Source organism: Acholeplasma laidlawii (assembly GCF_015709225.1).
In the GTDB taxonomy this organism is placed as follows: domain Bacteria; phylum Bacillota_I; class Bacilli_A; order Acholeplasmatales; family Acholeplasmataceae; genus Acholeplasma; species Acholeplasma laidlawii_A.
Window position 1 is genome coordinate 71190 of record NZ_JADNRS010000053.1, and the last position, 21423, is coordinate 92612.

The 21423-nt window shown below is 30.3% G+C and carries 19 protein-coding genes and 1 riboswitch; of the genes, 3 read left to right on the forward strand and 16 right to left on the reverse strand.

All coding sequences use genetic code 11. The annotated features are described in order from the left end of the window. Position 1: 1 nt before the first annotated feature. The 8 genes from IY230_RS06055 to IY230_RS06090 form a co-directional block, all read right to left on the reverse strand. Positions 2-757 carry a CpsD/CapB family tyrosine-protein kinase gene (locus tag IY230_RS06055; RefSeq protein ID WP_196370693.1) on the reverse strand — a complete coding sequence of 252 codons (756 nt, stop codon included), beginning with the start codon at positions 755-757 and terminating at the stop codon, positions 2-4. After that, positions 754-1497 (reverse strand): YveK family protein, encoded by a 744-nt coding sequence (locus IY230_RS06060; RefSeq protein ID WP_196370695.1) that lies wholly within the window; start codon positions 1495-1497, stop codon positions 754-756. The genes IY230_RS06055 and IY230_RS06060 overlap by 4 nt, the downstream gene beginning before the upstream one ends. A gap of 57 nt (positions 1498-1554) precedes the next feature. Then, complete coding sequence (locus IY230_RS06065; protein WP_196370697.1) at positions 1555-3309, reverse strand: M3 family oligoendopeptidase; 1755 nt, start codon at positions 3307-3309, stop codon at positions 1555-1557. Positions 3310-3328: 19 nt separating this feature from the next. Next, the gene (locus IY230_RS06070) at positions 3329-3607 is read right to left on the reverse strand and encodes a hypothetical protein (RefSeq protein ID WP_196370699.1); all 279 of its coding nucleotides are present in this window, start codon (positions 3605-3607) and stop codon (positions 3329-3331) included. A gap of 1 nt (position 3608) precedes the next feature. Next, positions 3609-5573 carry an excinuclease ABC subunit UvrB gene (uvrB, locus tag IY230_RS06075; RefSeq protein ID WP_196370701.1) on the reverse strand — a complete coding sequence of 655 codons (1965 nt, stop codon included), beginning with the start codon at positions 5571-5573 and terminating at the stop codon, positions 3609-3611. A 289-nt stretch (positions 5574-5862) separates the two neighbouring features. Continuing rightward, positions 5863-7083 (reverse strand): BaiN/RdsA family NAD(P)/FAD-dependent oxidoreductase, encoded by a 1221-nt coding sequence (locus tag IY230_RS06080; RefSeq protein ID WP_196370704.1) that lies wholly within the window; start codon positions 7081-7083, stop codon positions 5863-5865. Between the two features lie 96 nt (positions 7084-7179). Then, positions 7180-7848, reverse strand: coding sequence for a potassium channel family protein (locus IY230_RS06085; RefSeq protein WP_196370706.1), 669 nt, complete (start codon positions 7846-7848; stop codon positions 7180-7182). A 7-nt stretch (positions 7849-7855) separates the two neighbouring features. Beyond that, complete coding sequence (locus IY230_RS06090; RefSeq protein ID WP_196370708.1) at positions 7856-9160, reverse strand: TrkH family potassium uptake protein; 1305 nt, start codon at positions 9158-9160, stop codon at positions 7856-7858. Positions 9161-9420: 260 nt separating this feature from the next. On the opposite strand from IY230_RS06090, the gene IY230_RS06095 reads away from it, so the two are divergent. Beyond that, positions 9421-10227 carry a YwaF family protein gene (locus IY230_RS06095; RefSeq protein ID WP_196370710.1) on the forward strand — a complete coding sequence of 269 codons (807 nt, stop codon included), beginning with the start codon at positions 9421-9423 and terminating at the stop codon, positions 10225-10227. 107 nt (positions 10228-10334) lie between these two features. Next, positions 10335-11279, forward strand: coding sequence for an L-lactate dehydrogenase (locus IY230_RS06100; RefSeq protein ID WP_196370712.1), 945 nt, complete (start codon positions 10335-10337; stop codon positions 11277-11279). A 53-nt stretch (positions 11280-11332) separates the two neighbouring features. Here the strand turns inward: IY230_RS06100 and IY230_RS06105 are convergent, their stop codons facing one another. From IY230_RS06105 to IY230_RS06135, 7 genes are all read right to left on the reverse strand, one after another. After that, complete coding sequence (locus IY230_RS06105; RefSeq protein WP_196370714.1) at positions 11333-11788, reverse strand: hypothetical protein; 456 nt, start codon at positions 11786-11788, stop codon at positions 11333-11335. Positions 11789-11859: 71 nt separating this feature from the next. Continuing rightward, a riboswitch (SAM riboswitch) is annotated at positions 11860-11948 on the reverse strand. Positions 11949-11989: 41 nt separating this feature from the next. Beyond that, positions 11990-13228: a hypothetical protein gene (locus IY230_RS06110; protein WP_196370716.1), complete on the reverse strand. Its 1239-nt coding sequence runs from the start codon at positions 13226-13228 to the stop codon at positions 11990-11992. Positions 13229-13242: 14 nt separating this feature from the next. Further along, positions 13243-14139, reverse strand: a complete 897-nt coding sequence (locus IY230_RS06115) for a Gfo/Idh/MocA family protein (RefSeq protein WP_196370718.1) — start codon at positions 14137-14139, stop codon at positions 13243-13245. An 18-nt stretch (positions 14140-14157) separates the two neighbouring features. Then, on the reverse strand, positions 14158-14739 hold the full coding sequence (locus IY230_RS06120) for a hypothetical protein (RefSeq protein WP_196370720.1): 582 nt from the start codon (positions 14737-14739) through the stop codon (positions 14158-14160). Positions 14740-14867: 128 nt separating this feature from the next. Next, positions 14868-15794, reverse strand: a complete 927-nt coding sequence (locus IY230_RS06125) for a hypothetical protein (protein WP_196370721.1) — start codon at positions 15792-15794, stop codon at positions 14868-14870. Beyond that, positions 15778-16749: a hypothetical protein gene (locus IY230_RS06130; RefSeq protein WP_196370722.1), complete on the reverse strand. Its 972-nt coding sequence runs from the start codon at positions 16747-16749 to the stop codon at positions 15778-15780. The genes IY230_RS06125 and IY230_RS06130 overlap by 17 nt, the downstream gene beginning before the upstream one ends. A 493-nt stretch (positions 16750-17242) precedes the next feature. Beyond that, a complete protein-coding gene (locus IY230_RS06135) occupies positions 17243-17896 on the reverse strand; it encodes a GDSL-type esterase/lipase family protein (RefSeq protein ID WP_196370723.1) in 654 nt (217 codons plus the stop codon). A gap of 124 nt (positions 17897-18020) precedes the next feature. Between IY230_RS06135 and IY230_RS06140 the strand changes: the two genes are divergently transcribed. Further along, entirely contained in the window at positions 18021-19721 is a 1701-nt protein-coding gene (locus IY230_RS06140; RefSeq protein WP_196370724.1) for a phosphoenolpyruvate carboxykinase, read from the forward strand. Between the two features lie 55 nt (positions 19722-19776). Here the strand turns inward: IY230_RS06140 and IY230_RS06145 are convergent, their stop codons facing one another. Beyond that, entirely contained in the window at positions 19777-21114 is a 1338-nt protein-coding gene (locus IY230_RS06145; RefSeq protein ID WP_196370725.1) for an FAD-dependent oxidoreductase, read from the reverse strand. Positions 21115-21423: the final 309 nt, after the last annotated feature.

A 21423-nucleotide genomic window follows, 5' to 3' on the forward strand; every position in this document is an offset into this window, starting at 1 on the left:
CTTATGATTTTTCCTTGTCAATATCATCATCTAGTGATGAATTATATCCATCACCATAGCCATATGTATAAGATAATATATCACTATTTTTAACATCTACTTGTGTAAATGCTATCCCTATAATATTCACCTTGTTTTGTTTTAGAGTTTGGATAGCTTCGTTAATAACTGTACGTTTCGTCTCGTTTTGAGCAACCACAAATAATACACCGTCTGCTAATCTTGAAATATATAAGGCATCAGAAACTGCCATTGTTGGAGGTGAATCTAGTAAAACGTAATCAAATTCTGTTCTTAGTCGAACAATTAAGTCCTTTAATTTTTGTGCTTCTAAGACGTTTACAACCGCAGTTGTACGTTCACCTGCAACAATATAGTGAACACTAAACTTCTCAGAATAATTAACTAATGTTTTGTAGTCGATTTTACCAGTTAAGTAGTCTGTTACACCATTTTCATTGGGTGCTTTGAAAACCCTATTAATTTTAGGTTTTCTTAAATCTAAATCTACAACAACGACTTTTTTTCCTTTTTTTCCAATTAAATGGGCAACGTTTGAAATAAATGTAGTTTTACCTGCACCAGCTAGTGTCGAAGTAAATTGAATGACCTTAAAATTGCCATCAATGTTGATATACTCTAAATTCACTAATGCCTTTTGAAAGGATTCAGCAGTATAAGACATAGGTGATTCATAGGTTACTAAGTGATCATATTCAGCAATACGCTCTTTTTGGAATAATTTACGTCTTCTCATTTTTTCTTCCCCTCTTTAATAGTAAACTCTGGAATAACACCAATAACTTGAATACCAGTACCTTGTTCAAGTTGCTCTTTGGTCATATATGAGTTATTAAATAAGTGTTTTATAAATGCTAAGCCTATACCAATAATTGCACCACCCATTAAACCTACAATGATATATAAAATTCTATTTGGTGAATCATCAACTGGATCACTTGCTGGTGATAACTCAATGAATGAGTCTTCAAACATTAAAATATCATTTTCTATTAAAATTGTAGTTAAGATTGATGTAATCACTTGAGTAAAATCAGCATTTGAATGGCTATAACTAAATTTAATAATAAAAGATGTACTTGATGAAGCAACTGATATATTCCTAATAATGTCACGATCTGTCATCGAATTTAATAAACTTTGATGTTCTACATTTGTGATTAAACTACGATATTCTTCAGTTCTTAGTTTTCTTACAACATGAGGACTTCTTGCAAATTCTGCTGCGGTATCAAGTAATCTTTGTGAATTGATTAAAGTATTAGAATCAACTCTTTCAGTAGACACAGGTACCTGAACGAGTATTTCAGAAGTTGATTTATATCTATCTTCTACAAAGCGACTTACATAAGCAAATGTAAGTACACCTAATAATAATGTGAAAAACGTAATCATAATCCAGTTTAACTTAATAATAGATATAATATCCATTAAACTTAGACCGGACTCCTGATTTTCTTTATTTTCTAAATCCATAAAAAAATCTCCCTTTTTAATTAGCTCTTATTTGGTTAACTTATTATAACACACTAGCTATGCTTTTTTTAACAAATTTATTACTTGATCAATATTTTTTTCAATCATTTTAAGAGAATCTGTCCAAAATGATTTTTCTGTAATATCAATACCCATAGATGCTGCTACATCTTCTGCATCTGCCATTGTTGTTAATTTTAGTAGTTTATCATAGTTTTTAATGAATGCTGGTTTGTCTTTTAAGTATTGTGCATATAAGCCTTTACCAAAAAGTAACCCAAATGCATAAGGGAAGTTATAGAAGTTTAATCCTGCACTATAATAGTGTCCTTTAACTAACCACATATATGGATGTAGGTTTTGATGATCTAAGCCATCTTGATATGCTTCTTTTTGAGCCTCTAACATCCAAGTTTTCATTTCATGTTTAGAAATTGGACGGTTTGCACTTTCAAATACTCTTGATTCAAATAGGAAACGAGAAAGAATATCAATAATTACTTGTGTATCTCCTTGTAAGCCCATTTCTAAAATAGATAATTTTTCATTATCATCTTTCACACTTGAAAGTAGGTAATCATTCATAATTGCTTCACAGAAAATTGATGCAGTTTCTGCTAAAGGCATCGAGTAACTCCAGTGAAGTGGTGCGTTATCAGAAATAATTTCACCGTGATAAGCATGTCCTAATTCATGAGCAAGTGTAGATACATTATCTAGTGCACCAGTAAAGTTTAACAATATTCTTGATTGACCAATTTGAGGTTGATTTGAACAGAATGCACCACCACGTTTACCCTTTTTAGGGTATACGTCAATCCAATTTTTATCAAATGTTTTTTGTGCAAAGTTACCAAGTTTTGGTGAGAATGATGTAAATGCATTAAACACTAATACTTTAGCCTCATCATAGGTATATGTTTTGTTTAAGTTACCTACAGGAGCAAACATATCATACCAAGGTAGACTACCTTTATGTCCTAAGTACTTAGCTTTTGCTTTTAAGTAGTTAGCAAATTGTGGTCTAAAGTCTTTCATTGCAGAAATCATTGCATCCAATGTTTCTTTTTTCATATTGGATTGATCAAGTGTTTTTTCTAATGCAGACTCATAACCTCTCAATTCATTCATAGTGTTAACTTCACGCTTGATGTTAGTTAATGCAAGCGCAACAAAGTCATCTACTTTTTCATATGCTTCTAGCTCTTTTTCATACGCTAGTTTACGTAATTTTTGATCGTTATCATATGCCATATTTCTAACATCTGAAAAAGTTTTTTCTTCACCATTAATTTCAATCATCATATTAGATGTTGCAAGTGTTTGGATTTGACTCCATGAACGTGAGCCTAACTCACTTAATTTTGAGTAAAGTGATTCTTCAGCTTCACTTAGTAAGTGCTTAGCACCTTCTTGGTCTTTCTTTAGGTTGTATAAGTATTTATTAATGATTTCAGATTTGGTTGCTAGTTCATCTAAATTTAGAGTTGTTAAATATCTACTAAAGACTACACTTGGTTTTGTTAGACCTCTATAAATCTCACTTAATTTAGATAAATAGCCTAGTGCTTCATTATTAGATACATCAGTAGATGATGTAAGGGAAGCAAAACTTCCAATCGTACGACCTAATACAGTGATTTTCTCATCAAATTTAAGTGCTTCTTCAATGTATTTAACATCGTCCTTAACTTCACTTGTTAAATGCTTTGCCATAGATTGAACTAACGCTTCTAGTTTAGTTAAATCATTTTTGAAGGTTTCATCAAAACCTTTATATAAATCGTTTAAATCCCAGTTGATTGCTTTCATGTTTATTGTCCTTTTTATTTTATGGTGTTTGAATATTTAAATATGTAATACGTTCTTTTGACATGATGACATTATGACTATGTGTTAGTAGATTGTTTTGATCTTTTGTATAGATTTCTATCATACCATCTTCATAATCTTTCCAACGCTCTATCTCTACTTCTACATAGAGTCCATCACTAATTTCTATGTATGCGTAGTTATAGGTATAATTTCCCCATCCCATATCTTGGTTACCACAAGCAACCAGTGCAAATACAGATGTTAGTACTACAAAAAGTGTTATTATTTTATTCATTTTATTTATCCACCTTTAATTCAAATATTAAATCTCTTATTTCCATTGCTTTTTCAAAGTCTAGGTCTTTAGCTGCTTGACGCATTAATGTATCTAGGCGTTTAAGTTCTTTTTCTTTTTGTTTCTTATCTAGTTTCAAGTTATCTAAGTCTTTATCTGAGATAACTCCTTTAATAGATATATCATCCCTAATGTCTTTAACTACTTGAGTTGGTGTAACGTGGTGCATCTCATTATACTTTATTTGAATGCTACGACGACGGTTGGTTTCATCTATTGCTTTTTGCATAGATTCTGAAATAGTATCTGCATACATAATGACTGTCCCATCAATGTTTCTAGCAGCTCTACCAATGGTCTGGATTAAGGAACGCTCACTACGTAAAAAACCTTGTTTATCAGCATCTAATATAGCAACTAATCCTACCTCAGGTAGGTCTAACCCCTCTCTTAAGAGGTTAATACCAATTAAAACATCATATTTACCAAGTCTAAGCGCTCTTAAGATGGATGTTCTTTCTAAGGATTTCACTTCACTATGTAGATATGCTACTTTTAAACCTAACTCTTTAAAATGTCTTGTTAAGTCTTCACTCATCTTAATTGTTAAGGTTGTAACAAGTACGCGCTGATTTTTTTCAATTCTATTTTTAATTTCAAAATACAAATCATCTATTTGACCAACAGTAGGTTTAATTGTAATTTCAGGATCAATTAAGTATGTTGGTCTAATAATTTGTTCTACAATTGGTAGATTTCTTTCCAACTCATATGGACCAGGGGTTGCTGATAAATAGATCACTTTATCTTGGCGTGCTTGGAACTCATCAAATTGAAGCGGTCTATTATCAAGAGCTGATGGTAATCTAAATCCATAGTTTACTAAGTTTTCTTTACGACTTCTATCACCAAAGTACATACCTCTTACTTGAGGGATTGTAACGTGTGATTCATCAATCACCATTAAGTAGTCATTTCCAAAAAAATCAATGAGTGTAGCAGGTGTTTCACCTGCTTCACGTAAGGCAATATGCCTTGAGTAGTTTTCAATACCTGATGTAAATCCAATTTCTTCTAGCATTTCTATATCGTATTTGGTACGCATTTCAATTCTTTGGGCTTCAAGTAGTTGATTATTACCTTGGAAGAAATGTATTTGATCAGCAAGTTCATTTTTAATACGACGAATACTTTCCTTCATTTTATCTTTATTAGCCATAAAGAGTGTTGCAGGAAATATCGTTACAAATGTGGTTCTTTCTTTTGAAATACCGGTTAGAGGATCAAATAAGATAATATCATCGATTTCATCACCAAAGAAGGAAACACGAATACCTTGGCTTGCTTCATTGGCTAAAATGATTTCAATAGCATCCCCTCTAACTCTAAAGCTACCACGCTTAAAGTCAATGTCATTTCGTTCATAAGTTAATTCAATCAGTTTGTTTAATAGATTATTACGACCATATTCTTCGCCTACCCTTAAAAAGATTGTAGCCTTTTTATAGTCATCAGGATCTCCAATACCGTAGATACAAGAAACAGATGCTACAACAATCACATCTTCCCTAGTAAGTAAGGATGCCACTGCCGAGTGGCGTAGTTCATCAATTTCATCATTAATAGATGAATCCTTTTCTATGTAGGTATCACTAGATACCACATAGGCTTCTGGTTGAAAGTAATCATAATAAGATATAAAGTATTCTACTCGATTTTCAGGAAATAGCGATTTTAATTCTCCATAAAGTTGACCAGCTAATGTTTTATTATGAGCAAGTACTAAAGTTTTCTTACCCATCTTCTCAATAATATTAGCAATTGTAAAAGTTTTACCTGTTCCTGTTGCACCTAAAAGAATTTGTTCTTTTTGTCCAGCATTAAAATTAGATATTAATTTATCTATAGCTTCTGGTTGGTCTCCACTTGGTTTATAAGGCGATTTTAATTTAAACAATGATGTCACTTCCTTTGGTGTTTTTAAATACTTTAAATATATATCTATATCTAGTTAATTTTATCATTTTTATATGAATATAACAAGGAAGTTAAAAAATTCCTTGTTATCGTTTTAAACCTTTATTAATTAACTTTGAATCAAATTTATCAATTTTATATAGACGGGTATCTAGTAATAGAAATGATACTCTTTCATCTTTTGTATGAAGATATTCATTTATGATTTACACAAAATATTTTATACTATGTCAGTATTTTTTTCTTTATAGTAATATTATATCTATTTACTATATTTTTCACTGTTTTATTTTATCTATAATATCATGCGAAGCAAGGTAACCGGTTGATAGAGCAATAGTGATATTATATCCACCAATTGGTCCATGTAAGTCTGTTGTTTCACCTATAAAGTATAAATTCGGGTGTGTCTTAACTTCCATGGATTTAGGATCTAATACTTTTAAGTCGATACCACCCTTATTGACATAAGCTCTTTGCCTATCTTCTACACTATCAATAACAAACTCATACTTAGTAAATGAGTTACAAATATACATTAAATCCTTCTTCTTCATTTCTGCAATTTTAATAGAGACAATATTTTTTAGTGCTAATACGACTTCAACAATTCTTTTACTTGTATAGTCTTCTAATACCTTGTGTAATAATTTATTTTTGTTTTCTATTAAGATGTTATATAATTCTTCTTCAGTTTTATTGATGAACCCAAAGGTTATAGTAGATTTTCCTTTCTCCACAATATCTTCATAAATAAACTCCGAAAGATGCATAATAACTGGTCCACTTAAACCTACATGGGTAAATAATAGATCACCTACATAGGCTATTTTAGTGTTCTTAATCGCGACACGCACTTGGGTAAGTGATGTGCCACGTAAGAGTTTAAAATCATCCACAACTTGTTTAGAGTAGATGGATGTTTCAGCTGGTGTAAATGCTTTATAAGGTATGTCCAAATGTTCAGCAAATTTAAGTCCATCACCACTGCTACCTACTTGAGGATAACTATTAGATCCGGTTGCAACAATTACATAGTTAGCATAAAATACAGTGTGGTTTGTAGTTATTTCATAGTCGTTGTTTACATATTCTATTTTTTTAACTGATTGACCAAATTTAATGCGATCTTTATTTATTGTATGAGTAAGTGCATCTAAAACACTTGAACTTTTTCCAGTTTCAGGAAAATATTTAAAATTGTTTTCTAAAATCAGTTCTAAACCATTTTCTTTAAAAAAGGCTCTAATTTCAAGTGGCCCAAATTGTTTTAATGCTGGATATATAAATTTCTTATTATGAATTGTAAGTGTATCAATAAAATCTCTTACACTTAAATTATTGGTTACATTACAACGTTTTCCACCAGTTAACAATACCTTTTTTCCAACTTGTTCATTCTTTTCTAGTAGTACATAATTAATTTTTGCTTTTTCTAATTGGTTGGCTGCCATAAGTCCTGCTGGTCCACCACCAATAATAATGACATCATACTTCATTTTTCTTGTTTCCTTAATTTATCATTTGTTATGCTTATTGTATACAATAACATTTTAGTTAAAAGTGCATCAGTTAGACTGATGCACATATCTTTATTACTTATTAAAAATACTAATAACTTTAGGTAAATCCTTTTTTCTACCAAAAATAAATATTTCATCTTTTGGTCTTAAGACAGAGTCTTTATTTGGGACTAGTATTTTATTATTACGCTCAATAAGTAAAATGTTACTACCATACATACTTCTTAAGTCTAGTTCCGTAATCGGTGTTGGTTCAAAATCCTCTGGTATATTTATTTCAAATACATCAAAATCATTTTTGATGTTAAAATAATCTACTACATTCCCAAGCGCAATGCGGTTTGCTACGCGTTCACTTGCAATACCAAGCGGACTTACAACATCGGTTGCACCAACCAGTTTTAAGATAGAGGCATAATCCTCCTCATCAGCTCTTGCTGTTATTTGTTTTACACCGAGTTCTTTTAATTTAATGATTGTAATAATACTTGCAGTTAAATTGTTTCTTTCATTTTGCCCGAAAGCAACAATCGCGTGATCTACATTAGAAATCCCACTTGCTTTAAGTGCTTCTTCATCTGTGGAATCACACACGAACACATTAGATATAATCTCACTTGCTTTTTTAACGGAGTCTTTATTGTTGTCTATTGCAATAAGTTCTACATTAAGTTTACTAAAACTATCTACTAAGTTTAAGCCAAATCGGCTTAAACCAATAATGCCAATTATTTTTTTCATAATTTTATCATCCTATCATCATTTTTTCTTCTATATAACCGATACTATCCATACCTTTTTTATACCAATGGGTATTAAATATGCTAATGATGGTAATCGGTCCAACTCTACCTATGAACATTACGATACTTAATATTATTTTAGAAGCATTTGATAAAGTAGGTGTTAAGTTCATAGTTAATCCAACGTTAGCAAATGCTGATATAACTTCAAATATTGCTTTTTCTAATTCAATATCTTCTATCATCAATATAAGTGAAGTAGCAACTAAAACTATCATAATTGCTGTAGTAAGTAATATACTTGCTTTACTTTTTGTTTCTTCCGTAATTAAACGTTTATATGTAGTTGTAGTTTTTCCTTTTGCATAGCTTGTGGTACTTTTAAATAATGTATAAAGCGTTGTTGTTTTTATCCCACCACCCGTAGAAGATGGTGAAGCCCCAATAAACATTAATACCATTAATACGAGTGCAGTTAAGGAAGATATTGCCCCTATATTAATTGTTGTAAACCCTGCTGTTCTAGCCGTTACACTAAGGAAAAACGCTTCTAACAGATTTAAGTTTTTACCATCTACTTTACTGAGCAGAAAGAAAATAATCCCTAAACTCCATAAGACGATGTTCACTTTAAGTACGATCTTAGAGTGTATCATTAGTTTCTTATAAGACTTTTTAGTTAATATATCATTTAATACGATAAAGCCTACACCACCAAGCATTATCAATATAGATGTACTTAAATTAAGTAGCACATGGCTATTATATCCTTGAAGATTTGAGTCTCCTAAAATATCAAATCCCGCATTATTAAAACTAGACACAGCATGGAATAAGCTAATACCTATAGCATCCATTACCTCATATTTAGGCAGAAACACAATCATGTTTGCTATAAAGCCAATACTTTCAATAACAAGTGTAAATACAATAATCTTTTTAACTAATTTAACCATACCAGATAAACTGGTTTGGTTAAAACTTTCTTTAATCAAAATTCGGTTTGACAAACCAATTTTAGCACCAATTAAATACATTACAAATACAGATATTGTAATTACACTTAATCCACCAATCTGGATAAGTATGCCTAATACCACTTTTCCAAACGGACTAAGTAAGACTGATAAGTCTGTAACCGGTGATAAACCGGTAATAGTCACTGCAGATGTTGAAACAAAGAGTGCATCTACAAAACTCAAATGTCCTTGTGCTTGCTTAGAAATAGGTAGTATAAGTAAAATACCACCTACGAATATAATAGATAGAAATGATAAAACAATTATAATGTATGGTGAAATTTTTTTCATTTTTTAATCATCTTTCTAATATTAAAACTGTAGGCTTTACAGTAACGTATTTATTATAACCTTAAATAGATAATTTTACTCAATTTTTGGTAATTATACGCCCTAAATCTCATTCTTATAAAAACATATAATAGACTTAATTTATGCAACTTCTACCCATAAATATGTTTTTTATTAATAGTAATCGATTTCAAAAAAAATTAATTTATAATATGTCTTGCGTAATGGCTTTTGTGGCCATTGAAAGGAATTATTTAATTATGAAGTTCTTATTAGATTTACTTAACTCTGACATGATGAGGCCAGAAGCCTATCAGAGTTTTTCAAAAAGCTGGTTTCACTATTTATCACTAATTATTACTTTATTAGTTATCATCATGCTGACTCGAAAGTTTAAAGTAGCTGATGATAAAAAATTAAAAAGTATCCTTCTTGTTTTTGGAATTGTGATGATAATATTAGAGATATATAAACAAATCATTCTCACCTACCAAGCAAATGCTTACCAATGGTATGCATTTCCGTTCCAGTTTTGTTCAACACCGATGTACTTATTTATCATCTATGGCCTAAACAAAAATCACAAAGTTGATCAATACTTATTATCCTTTCTAGCAACTTATAGTACCTTTGCAGGTATTGCAGTCATGCTATACCCTGCAGATGTTTTTATTGAAACAATTGGTATAAACATTCAAACTATGGTACACCACGGTCTCATGGCTGCTGTAGGATTTAGTTTACTTATAACAAAGTTTAAACTATCCATTAAGTACTTTTTAAAAGGCAGTGCTGTATTTGCTATTTTAATGACACTGGCAATGATAATGAATATTATATTTAACATGCAAGGGATTGATGCAACATTTAATATGTTTTATATCAATGAAAGATTTGGTTCTCATTTACCTATCTTAATGGTTATCGAACCACTGGTACCGCATCTAGCATTCTTAGCTATATACCTCTTTGGGTTTAGTTTTGTTGCAAGTATTATCTTCATGATAGGTTATCTATTTAGAAGTATCATTTATAAAGAAAAATATAAATTAATCGATCTATTTTAATAAAGTAGTGAACCCAAAGAATTTGGGTTTGCTACTTTTATTATTTATTGCATAGATTTCGTGTTTTTTACCTTCTTAATATATACTATGTGTATAGGAGGCATTTCATGAAAAATAGAGTTGTTATTGTAGGTACTGGTTTTGTAGGCATGAGCTATGCTTATGCACTTTTAAACCAAGGAACTTTAGAAGAAATTATATTAGTAGACATTGATTCAAGAAAAGCCGAAGGTGAGGCAATGGATTTAAACCATGGGCTAGCTTTCGCACCAAGAAAAATGCTTATACGTTCTGGTACGTATGAAGATTGTAAGGATGCCAAATTAGTTGTTATTACAGCAGGCGTTAATCAAAAAGATGGAGAAACAAGAATTGATCTTTTAAACAGAAATGCTAAGATTATGCAGTCTGTTGTAAAAGAGATTATGAAACATCGCTTTAACGGCATCTTTTTGGTTGCAACAAACCCTGTGGATATCTTAACCTATATTGTATGGAAATCCTCTGGATTACCATCAAATAGAGTGATTGGTAGTGGTACTTCTCTTGATACTGCAAGACTTCGTTATGAGATATCTCAATACATCAACATTGATGTTCGAAATATCCATGCATATATCTTAGGTGAACACGGAGATTCTGAGTTTGTTTGTTGGTCAAATGCCTTTGTTGGTGTTAAACCTTTAAAAGATGTTATAGACTCCATGCCAGCACAAATCAAATTCTCTGATTTAGATAAGATTTACCTTGATGTAAAAAATTCAGCATATGAAATTATCCAAAGAAAAAGAGCCACATATTATGGTATTGGTATGGCTTTAGTACGTATAACAAAGGCTATTTTCAATAATGAAAACAGAATTCTACCGATTTCAGTATTTAACGATGATGTATATGATATTGATAATCTCTATATAGGGTTACCAGCTGTATTAAATGAAAACGGGGTAGACCATGTAGTAAAACTTAATTTAAATGATGAAGAACTCAAATCACTTAAAAGATCTTCTAGTATATTAAAGCGTAGTATCGATTCTATCACATTAGATTAAATAAAGGATCAGCCTTAAATAGCGTAACGTATTTAAGGCTGATCCTTTTATTTTTACTTATTTATTCCTTCTAAAATGGGTTTGAGATCACGAAATAATTCTAGTGGAAATATACTAGTATCTAAATATAATGCAAAGTGCTTTCTTATATAGTACATGTACTCTTTAGCCTCTTTTAGATAACTATGAGAAAGTTCATAATCATCAATTACTGATGCAATAATTAGATTTTCAAATACACTTACAATCAGATCATTATACACTGTAATTGGTGGATATAGTAAGTCAATTTGTTCCCTAATATAATCATCTATTTTAGATAAATACTCAAATAAAGATTTTTTTGACATAAATACATCTTGACTACTTTGAAGTAGTTTAATAAGTAATTTATCCCTTTCTACCTTATCTTTTATCATATAATCTGGATAATTGTCTTTATCTTCCTTACCCTTAACTCTAATGCCTTCTAAATATTTTAGAAGTTCATTCTTTAAATCATTTTTCATATACACTTCTTTCTACCAAAAAGAAAGACGCCATCACATGATGGCGTCCATTAGATAAGTCGTATCTTATGTATCCATCATTCAAGCATTAGCACCTTACTTAGTTTTGCAGGTTGCTGAAGGGTCATAGAGCTTGTCTCTCACCTTCTCTTTATGGTAGTTTTATTTTAACTCAAATTAATTAATTGTCAAATAAAGTGATTATTTGAATAACTCTAAATCAATTAAACATTTTAGATTCATAATTAAATTTGTTTCTGCCTTCATCAAATACGTTTTTACTTTATGTTTCATGTTATGGTGTTTTACATGGAAGTAACCCTTTTTAAAGCCAAACTCATCTGGCTTTATTGCAAACGCCTTACTATTATAATCAATCATGTGTTTGGTGCAGTTCTTATTGTAAAAGCGTCTTAAGTAATCATCTTTATCTAAATTGATTTCTATAAGGTAGAAAAAGTGTGGCTTACCTGCTTCATAAACATCCCTACCATAACCAATATGGGTAATCTTAGTAACATGATTTTCTTTATCCTCTTTAAATAATCTTAAGCGTTCATTGGTTTTATCCAGTATTTTTTGTTCGATATATTCTTGTGTTACATCTTCTTTAACACCTGCTGTTAAACCAAATGCTACTGGTGATACTAGTAAGTCTTTTGAGGTTGATCCTGTTTTAGAACGTTGGTTGAGTATATAAAAGTTATCGGTTGTTTTAATAATTCCAATAATACCTAAGTGGTTTGAGAAAAATGATGTCTTTAGAGGTGTAATATCAGGTCCCGGTTCATATAAACTTCTCAAGGTTAATGACTTAGCAAACGGAAAATCCATGACACGGTTAGATATTAAGTGATTGAAATACGTACTTCTACTTGTATATACAGTTAACGTTTTACCATCTTCTTTGACATCATCTACTCTAACTGTATATACATTTTTCTTGTAACTTCCTCTATGTGCATTAAAGAGTTTTACAAAGTTAGAACTCATGACCTCTGTGGGTAAATATAATTTTTTATTGTTATCAACTACCTTGATACTTTCTATTATGGTCGGTTCACCCTTATAAGCAAAATTGATGCTTGTTCCATCTAAAAAGTTCACTTTTTGCCTTAGTGATTCGTTAGTGTAGGTATCAGCAATTAAACGAAAGTCTTCTGTAACCTTGTTACGGTCTTCAAATGCTAATGATATAAGATGAGCTAAAGAACCAATAAAGATTGCAGTAGCAAGACCTACAAAAGTACCAATAAATTGATTATAGGTTTCCTCCCAGTAAAAGTGGCTATATATACCAAAACCAATACTAAATACTACAACAATGAATATAACATTTCTGGTGCCACTGGCCATAAATGTTTTTCTATAGAGTTTAAAAGAAATATTTGATATAGCACGTCCAAATCTTTTAAACATATGTTTTATTTTTAAGCTCAAATCCGTTTTCCCCCTTATGTGATTTGATCTATTAAGAACTTGTGAATAAGATGCATGTGTAATTCGTGATGCTTTCTACTTTCATAACTACCAAATAAATTTAAGTAATGTGTTTCTAATCTATTTTCATTACTTAAATTTATAGTAAGTGATTCTGTTTTAACAAGTGGTATCGAGTGGTTTATATAAATGGATGTATCATCATCAAATAGGATGGTTGTTTCTTTATGGTTTTTATGGCTTAACCAATTGATATGTATCTTTATGATAGTATCCCCAACATTATAGGTTAAATTTGTTTGGACTATTTGTTTTGAAACACTATCTTTAATATCTGTTCTACCTTTAAACTCTAACTGATTTATATTTATGATTAGGCTTAAAAAACTTAGCACATTAGGTAGACTATCGATTAAGGCACCACCTAAATTTAGATAGCTACTTTTTACATGTCCATTCATATCACAATACGGGTCTTCTCCATGAATAACTATCTCTTTGATGGATTTTGTAATTAAGGATTTAACTAAAGGCACTTCATCACCAAATTGCCAGTGATATAGCGTTTCTAGTACCAATCCTTTCCTTCTTGCTAAATCAATAAGTGCTTGGTAAGTATTTATATTGGTTGAAATAAGCTTTTCAACCAATACATTAATATTTTGATCAAGTGCTTCTTTAATCAGTACATCATGGGTATTTGGTGGTGTTGAGATTAAAACATAATCTAATTTGTGATGTGAAGTAGCCTCTTTAATCGTTTTATAGAGTGGATAGTCCTTATAGTATTTAATGCCTATAGGAGATGTATTAATATCGACTAAACACACCAAGTTAAAACTTGATTTACTTAATCCCGAAAGATATTTATTGGATATATTTCCGACACCAACTAGTGCGATATTTCTCATAAACTAATCACTACCTTTTTAAGTTATTTTTACTATGATAAGGTTTATGTTCATGACTAAAGAAGAAATGATTAACATAGATGCAGGTATCATATTTACGACCCCATATACTCCAAATCCCTTTTGATAAAATGAGATAGAACTTTTTAAATAGATCATACCTAACAAAAGACAACCACTAAATAAAACATATAGGACAAAAGAATAATCTTCATACATTGTATTTTGATAGACAAAATAGTTATATGCAAGGTCCTTATATTTAATAAGTGAAGCATCTATTGTAATATCCTCTATTTCCAGGATATCTTCATACTGAAGACTACCCTTGGTTATTGATAATATTACACCTATATTGGTATAGGCTAATCTAACATACGCATCATCATTATCTATTACAAATACTTCGGTAGTAACACCATCTTCTGTGTACTTTAGAATAGTGATAAGTAGTCCATTTTTAGATTCATATATATCAATTACATCTGAGGCATAATATTTAGATCCATCATACTCGAAAAAAGGTTCCTTTGGATAGACAAGATAACCACCAACCATTAACATACCTACTACTGACATGAATATCAATAAATTTTTCAAACTTATGTCATCCCCTTTGACTATAAAGTATGATCGGATTCAGTTCTATTACTTTAATTATAACATTTACATGAAAAAACATGCCACAATATAGTGTGACATGTTTTTTTTAGTTAAACTGGTTTAGCTTAGTTATGACCAATAAGTTCAACTTCAATATATTCTGTATAATCGAGTAAGAATTTTTTGACATCTAAACCAAATCCTTGATTGATCAATTCTTTATATGCCTGTTGTGCATAATCAGAGTGAATCACTAGTGAGTTCATTATTGCTTTATATAAGTATTTGTCTCTCATCTTATAGTCTTGTTTCACATGATATAAAAATGCATGGTATGTTTGAATCGTTAATTCATAGTTTTTAACATTCATGTAAATAAAATATGCCTCAAGGGTTTTTAGTATTTTCTCATAAATATCAAAATCAATTTCTGATTGTTGAGTTATAAAACTTAAATATTTATCCATTAACATAATATAGTAAAACAATGAAAGATTGGAGTTATAGTCAATGAGCATTTGACCAAACTTTTTATGATCAATTGTGTTTTCTTCTCTAAAATAACTATGATAGATAAACTTGATTAAGTGGACAATTAAATTTTCTGTACCAAGTGATTTAAGTGATTCTAAAATCACTTGGTAGTGTATTTTAAATTCTTCTTTTGTAATCTTTTTAATTAAGTATTCAAACTCTAATTTAAATGCTTCTACCATGAGTGTTTCTATTTTGTTTTCGGACTTATATTTTAAGATATGTTCATAAATAGGGCCAATATCCATAAAGTGATACATGTGCACTCTAATAGCAAATCTATTAACACCAGTATCAGACTTATCAAAGTGAATCATATAGGTCATGAATTGACCCATACGTGTATCTAATCTATCTAATAGTTTTGAAAAGATAGTAAAGTTAACTTTTGCTCCATTCTTAATTTGTCTAAGATATGTTCTTTCTGAAATGATACCATCACATAGTTCAGCTATTGTATAGCCTTTGGCAATCCTTAATTCATCTAACAATCTGTAATAACTACCATATTTTTCCATGTTTAAGCATCCCTTCATACATCGTATTTTGTTGATATAAACCTTTTTTTAGGTAATTTTTAAAGATATTCACATCTTCTTTAGTTATATCTAACTTATGCGGAATAGCTCCCTTTTCAAGTACACTTAAATAAGAACTGATGTAATTAAATATGATAAAGTCATTTTTCAAATTCTTTTCTTTTTGGAATTGATAAAGTATTCTAAATATTTTATGATCAAATACTGTCGCTCTAAATTTAGTTTGAAAATCTAGTGCTTCAATGACTATTTTTTCTAAACGATTTAATTCTTCATTATCTAAACTATCAAGCAAGGTAAATGATAAGATACCTGCTATATGAATAATCGTTTTAGATATTTCTGTATAAGAGTAAAAGTGTTTAAAACTTGGATTAAATATAACTTCATATATGAAGTTTCCAATTTGTCTTCTTTCAATATCTCCTACTAAATAAACAAAACTATAAAGTATACCAGATACACCATCATCAATGATTCTGCTTTCTAGTATACTTTTTAAATTAAACTTTTGATGCAAGTTTCTTAAAGATACTTCTTTAGATTGCTTGTTTAATTTATAAAGCATAAGTTCTATCGTTGCAGGTACAGATTTAGCACCAAATATAGTTTTAAGTTCCCTATCCTTAACACCCGGATAAAACGCATCATATGCTTTTTGATAGTCTTCTCTTAGGATAGTTAAATAGAAACTAGATTCCATTGGAAATTGACTTTCAACACTATTTACAACATAAAGAGAAAACTCTAAAAAAGGTATGGAAAGTTTTTCTAATAATTTATTTAAATCGTAAAAAGAAATACTTGCTTCATCATTTAATAATCTCGTATAGGTCTTTCTTGACATTATACCCTGAACTAAATCTTGTATCTTAATCTTGTGATTGGCTCTAATAGAATCTAGTGATTTCATAACGTCTATACTTTCAAACATATATCCCCCTAACCTTTATAGAAAAGAAAACAACCTCTTTTTAATAAAAGTATATGTGTAATAAATAGTATTCTTGATGTGTTGAGCATGATGATATATGAATATTGTATCATGTTTGTTTTTTTTATGAATATAAAAAAAATAGTATACCACCTTAAAACTCTCCCCTGACCTACTTGATTCTCCCAAGTTGGCCCGATTTTTAAGGTGGCATACTATATCCTCTTTTTACTTCTTTATTTAAAAGAAGCGACTTCCTACTTATTAAGTGCTATATGTCCCCTATACCCTTTTATCGTAAGAATTTGTTAAAAACTACCATGGGACAACCTATATTTAGGTTTCCACGATATTATTGTAACACCTATATTTAAGTAATCCTATGACAAAACTGTCCCAAATCCTTTAATAAAGGTAAATACTAGGTAATAAATATAAAAAAAACAACCACAATTGCCTTTTTATAAGAAAATTGTGGTTGTTGACTATTTGTTTATAGATTATTTAGTATATTCTTAGCGTATACTTCATAACCCTTAGAGTTAAGATGTATACCATCATAAGTGTAGTTAGTATTTAGGTAGCTTTCGCTATCTAATAAATCATCAAATTGGTGTATATATGTTATATCATTTGATTTCGCATAATTCATAACTTTGTAGTTTATTGATTTTAATTCACCATTGGTTCTGCCACCAATGTAGATCTTTTTATATAGTGGATGATCTGTACTTACTACAGGTGTTGTAGATAAGTAATATAATTTAGCGGTTGGAAATCTAAAAGATAGCGCCTCTAGTACTTTAGTAATACTATCAAATGTATTAGATACGCTATATTCTAGTAAGACAAGATCATTTGAACCAATAGAAATGTATATGGATTTAGGGTTTATGTTACCCAAGATAACATCTAGGTTATCTAGTATAAACTTTGTAGTAGCACCAGCTACACCCCGATTAAGTGCATTTAGTGTAGGCAAATACCCTTTTAGATTAAAGAACTCAATCATAGAGTCTCCAAGAAAGATGACATCTTGATTAAAACTATTTACCTGGTTATCTTTACTATAAGTATTTAAGACTTTAGATGATGTCTTTTCTATCATTTGTTGTAAGCCTTTAAGCTCTTGATGTGTTAATTTCATATAAAGTGCTCCTCACATAAATTTACTAATGCCATTATAGCATTTAAGATATTTTTAATTAATTTCGTGCTTAATTATGTTATACTTACAATAAATAGTAACCAATCATTGGAGGTATCACTAAATGAAAAACTATTTATTAGACGAAACATCCTTTATATTACAATTTAACAGAATCCCGTGTAATTCAGAATCAGATATCTTAAGTTCAAGACCATTTCAACTCGTCTTAAGACGTTATCTACAACACACTAAGAAATTAGAAAATCCAGATTTTAAATGGATATTAAAAATCAAACAAAGTGATTTAATATCCATTTATAAAGCACTACTTGTTTGGCCTTATGAAGAAGTGGTACAAAGATTAGATGCTTTAAGTCATAGACTCAATAGATACCACTTCTTCTTATTTACAGAAGAGTTTTATAACTACTGGAGAAAGTTTGAACGTTATGGCTTTTTATCTAGAACAAGATTTGATGATGATAAGTCGATGAATAAACGTTTAATTAATATAACAGAAAGTTTTTCTAATTTAGTGCTTAATTTATATCGTACAGTGACTGAAAAAATATTAGATAGAAATTACCACTTACTTCGCCAATTACCTGCTGGTACACAAGCGAATCTTTCCTTAGTATCTAACCCATGGACTTATGATGCACCATATACAAAGTTAACTGATAATAGATTTGTTACTGGTATTGTAATTACACCACCTTTAATGATTTATTCTAAATCCAATACAAGAACAGGCATTTTTAAAGAAGTCTTTAATAACCCCTTAAAAGATATTGACCTACACAAGAATGATTATGTAGTAGTTGCTATTAAAGTAGGACCTTTCTTAACTTACGCATATATTCATAACAAGTTTATGAAATATGCAGTAACCTTAGGTTCTTTATTTGAAATGGTCTCATTTGAGGCATATAAAGATAAAAAACCTGATCTAATTTATGTATATGGTATACATGAGTCTAATTACGATGGTACATATTACCACGATAAAGAAAATGACATCTATGCTGGTTTTGTAAGTATTGATGATAAAAATGACTATTTTGGCTATGTAAAGAAAATGTTATTAACACTACATAACGTTAAAATGATCCATGAAAAGAAATTACCAATTCATGGTGCTATGTTTAGATTACAACTTAAAGGTGGTCAAACAAAACATGTAGTCATTATTGGTGATAGTGGTGCTGGTAAATCAGAAACAATTGAATCCTTACGTGTAGTAGGAGAGGGTAAAGTCACTTCTATTGAAATCATTTATGATGACATGGGTACCTTTGATATTAAAGATGGTAAGATAGTAAGCTATGGTACTGAAATTGGGGCATTTGTCAGACTAGATGACCTAGACCAAGGCTATGCTTACAAACAAATTGATAGAGCGGTATTTTTAAACCCTAATAAGACAAATGCCAGAGTCGTACTTCCTGCTGCTGATTATGAATTTGTAATGAAGGAGCATAAAGTAGATTTACTACTTTATGCAAATAACTATGATGAAACAAAATCTGGTTTAGAAATATTTGATGCATCAGATGATGCTGCTAAAGTGTTTGAAGAAGGAAAGAGAAAAGCTAAGGGTACTACAAGTGAAGTTGGTATGACTTCTACTTACTTTGCTAATCCATTTGGACCTGTACAACATGAAGATCTGACAAAAGAATTAATCTCTACTTACTTTAATAAGTTAAAAGACAACAATATCCCAGTAGGTGTAATTTATACTAAGTTAGCACTTGATGGTTATGAACAAAAAGGGCCACAAGAAGCGGCTTTAAAACTATTAGAATACTTAATTAAGTAACTTAAATAAAGAAAATGGAAATCGCTATTTTAGACGATTTCCATTTTTATTTAACTTAGTTTTTATTGATTGCAGCGAGTGCAGCTGTATTTAGTAGGTTCCAGGGTTTACTGTAATGTGGTTGGAAGAAAAAGTCAGCAAATGCTAGTTGCTCGATTGTCATCTTGTTTTGGATTGCTAAACTTAAGATGTTCATTTGTGCAGTTAAATCATACTTAGATAAGATTTGACCACCAAGTAAACGTTTAGTATGTTTTTCATAGACTAACTTTAATAATACATCATCATAACTTGGCATAAACTCTGGTCTATTATGATCATGGATAGTAATTGTTTCATATTCAATACCTGCTTGTTCTGCTACCCCTTCAGTTAAACCGGTGGATGAAATATTTAAATCATATATTTTAATACCAGATGTACCTTGTGTACCTACATAAGGTACATGTTGGTCTTTAATATTTAAACCAACAAGTGTGCCCATGCGTACTGCATTCGTAGCTAGTGGTATATATCTAACTTCATCTGTTGGATTATAGATAATGTTTGCATTATCTCCACATGCAAACACATCAGGGTTTGATGTTTGCATATATTCATTCGTAATTAAAGCACCATTTGGCGTGGTTTCTAGTATACCTTTGTATAAAGTGTCATTTGGTCTAAAACCAATGCACATAATAACTAAATCTGTTTCATATGTAGCTTTATTAGTTTTAATGTGTGTTACTAAATCATTTGATGTTATAAAACTATCTACTTTTTCACCTAATGCTAATTTAACGCCATTATCAGTAAATGCTTTTTGTGCATGATTAGTAAACTCTTCATCTAAGTATTTAGGCATAATACGTTCTTCACCATCAATTAAGACTACTTCTTTACCTAAGAGTTCAAATGCTTCAGCAAGCTCAACACCAATATAACCTGCACCAACTACTACAATTTTTTGAGCGTGTTTAGCTTGATCAATGATTTCATTTGCTTGATTAAAGTTTTTAGATAGTAATACGTTACTTGAACTAATACCAGGGATTCTTGGGATAATAGGCCATGATCCTGTGGATAATACTAACTTATCAAATGAATCTACTGAGATTTCATTTGTAGTTAGATTTTTAACTGTTACAGTCTTTTTATCATAATCAATTGCTTCTACATTATATTCCATAAAGACATTAGCACCTAATTGTCTTAGTTCTTCTGGACTTGAATAAAATAATCCATTCACATCTTTTACAATACCACCAACATAAAGGGCGATACCACATGATAAGAAGGACACATTATCATTTCTTTCATATACATTTACTTCAATATCTTTGTTATTATTTAACATTGATTTTACTGCTGCTGTACCTGCGTGTGTACAACCTATAACAACAACTTTCATCGATATTACCTCTGACTTTCTTATTTTGAACTTTGTTATCTCGCTTAAGACAATTGAATTATAGGCCGTATATAAAATGTGTGGGATTTATTGCTTATGAAAACGTTTCACATAATTTAATTGTGGTGGTTTTGCGAGAATCTTGCCTTGTGGAGCATTTTACTTTATTTATGACTTAATATTGTCCAAAAGATATAATAAAAGATGCATCAAAATCGATGCATCTTTACTACAAGTTTATGACTTAAATTTTATCCTTAAATAATCTATTAATATTTACTAATGGAAGTACGTATGGGGTAATATTTG

Excerpts from the sequence above, each read along its gene's own strand:
- IY230_RS06135 (WP_196370723.1), bottom strand. The coding sequence starts at position 17,896 with ATGAAATTAACACATCAAGAGCTTAAAGGCTTACAACAAATGATAGAA.
- IY230_RS06140 (WP_196370724.1), top strand. The coding sequence starts at position 18,021 with ATGAAAAACTATTTATTAGACGAAACATCCTTTATATTACAATTTAAC.
- IY230_RS06085 (WP_196370706.1), bottom strand. The coding sequence starts at position 7,848 with ATGAAAAAAATAATTGGCATTATTGGTTTAAGCCGATTTGGCTTAAAC.
- IY230_RS06095 (WP_196370710.1), top strand. The coding sequence starts at position 9,421 with ATGAAGTTCTTATTAGATTTACTTAACTCTGACATGATGAGGCCAGAA.
- IY230_RS06080 (WP_196370704.1), bottom strand. The coding sequence starts at position 7,083 with ATGAAGTATGATGTCATTATTATTGGTGGTGGACCAGCAGGACTTATG.
- IY230_RS06145 (WP_196370725.1), bottom strand. The coding sequence starts at position 21,114 with ATGAAAGTTGTTGTTATAGGTTGTACACACGCAGGTACAGCAGCAGTA.
- IY230_RS06100 (WP_196370712.1), top strand. The coding sequence starts at position 10,335 with ATGAAAAATAGAGTTGTTATTGTAGGTACTGGTTTTGTAGGCATGAGC.
- IY230_RS06125 (WP_196370721.1), bottom strand. The coding sequence starts at position 15,794 with ATGGAAAAATATGGTAGTTATTACAGATTGTTAGATGAATTAAGGATT.
- IY230_RS06055 (WP_196370693.1), bottom strand. The coding sequence starts at position 757 with ATGAGAAGACGTAAATTATTCCAAAAAGAGCGTATTGCTGAATATGAT.
- IY230_RS06115 (WP_196370718.1), bottom strand. The coding sequence starts at position 14,139 with ATGAGAAATATCGCACTAGTTGGTGTCGGAAATATATCCAATAAATAT.
- IY230_RS06130 (WP_196370722.1), bottom strand. The coding sequence starts at position 16,749 with ATGTTTGAAAGTATAGACGTTATGAAATCACTAGATTCTATTAGAGCC.
- IY230_RS06060 (WP_196370695.1), bottom strand. The coding sequence starts at position 1,497 with ATGGATTTAGAAAATAAAGAAAATCAGGAGTCCGGTCTAAGTTTAATG.
- IY230_RS06065 (WP_196370697.1), bottom strand. The coding sequence starts at position 3,309 with ATGAAAGCAATCAACTGGGATTTAAACGATTTATATAAAGGTTTTGAT.
- IY230_RS06090 (WP_196370708.1), bottom strand. The coding sequence starts at position 9,160 with ATGAAAAAAATTTCACCATACATTATAATTGTTTTATCATTTCTATCT.
- IY230_RS06070 (WP_196370699.1), bottom strand. The coding sequence starts at position 3,607 with ATGAATAAAATAATAACACTTTTTGTAGTACTAACATCTGTATTTGCA.
- IY230_RS06105 (WP_196370714.1), bottom strand. The coding sequence starts at position 11,788 with ATGAAAAATGATTTAAAGAATGAACTTCTAAAATATTTAGAAGGCATT.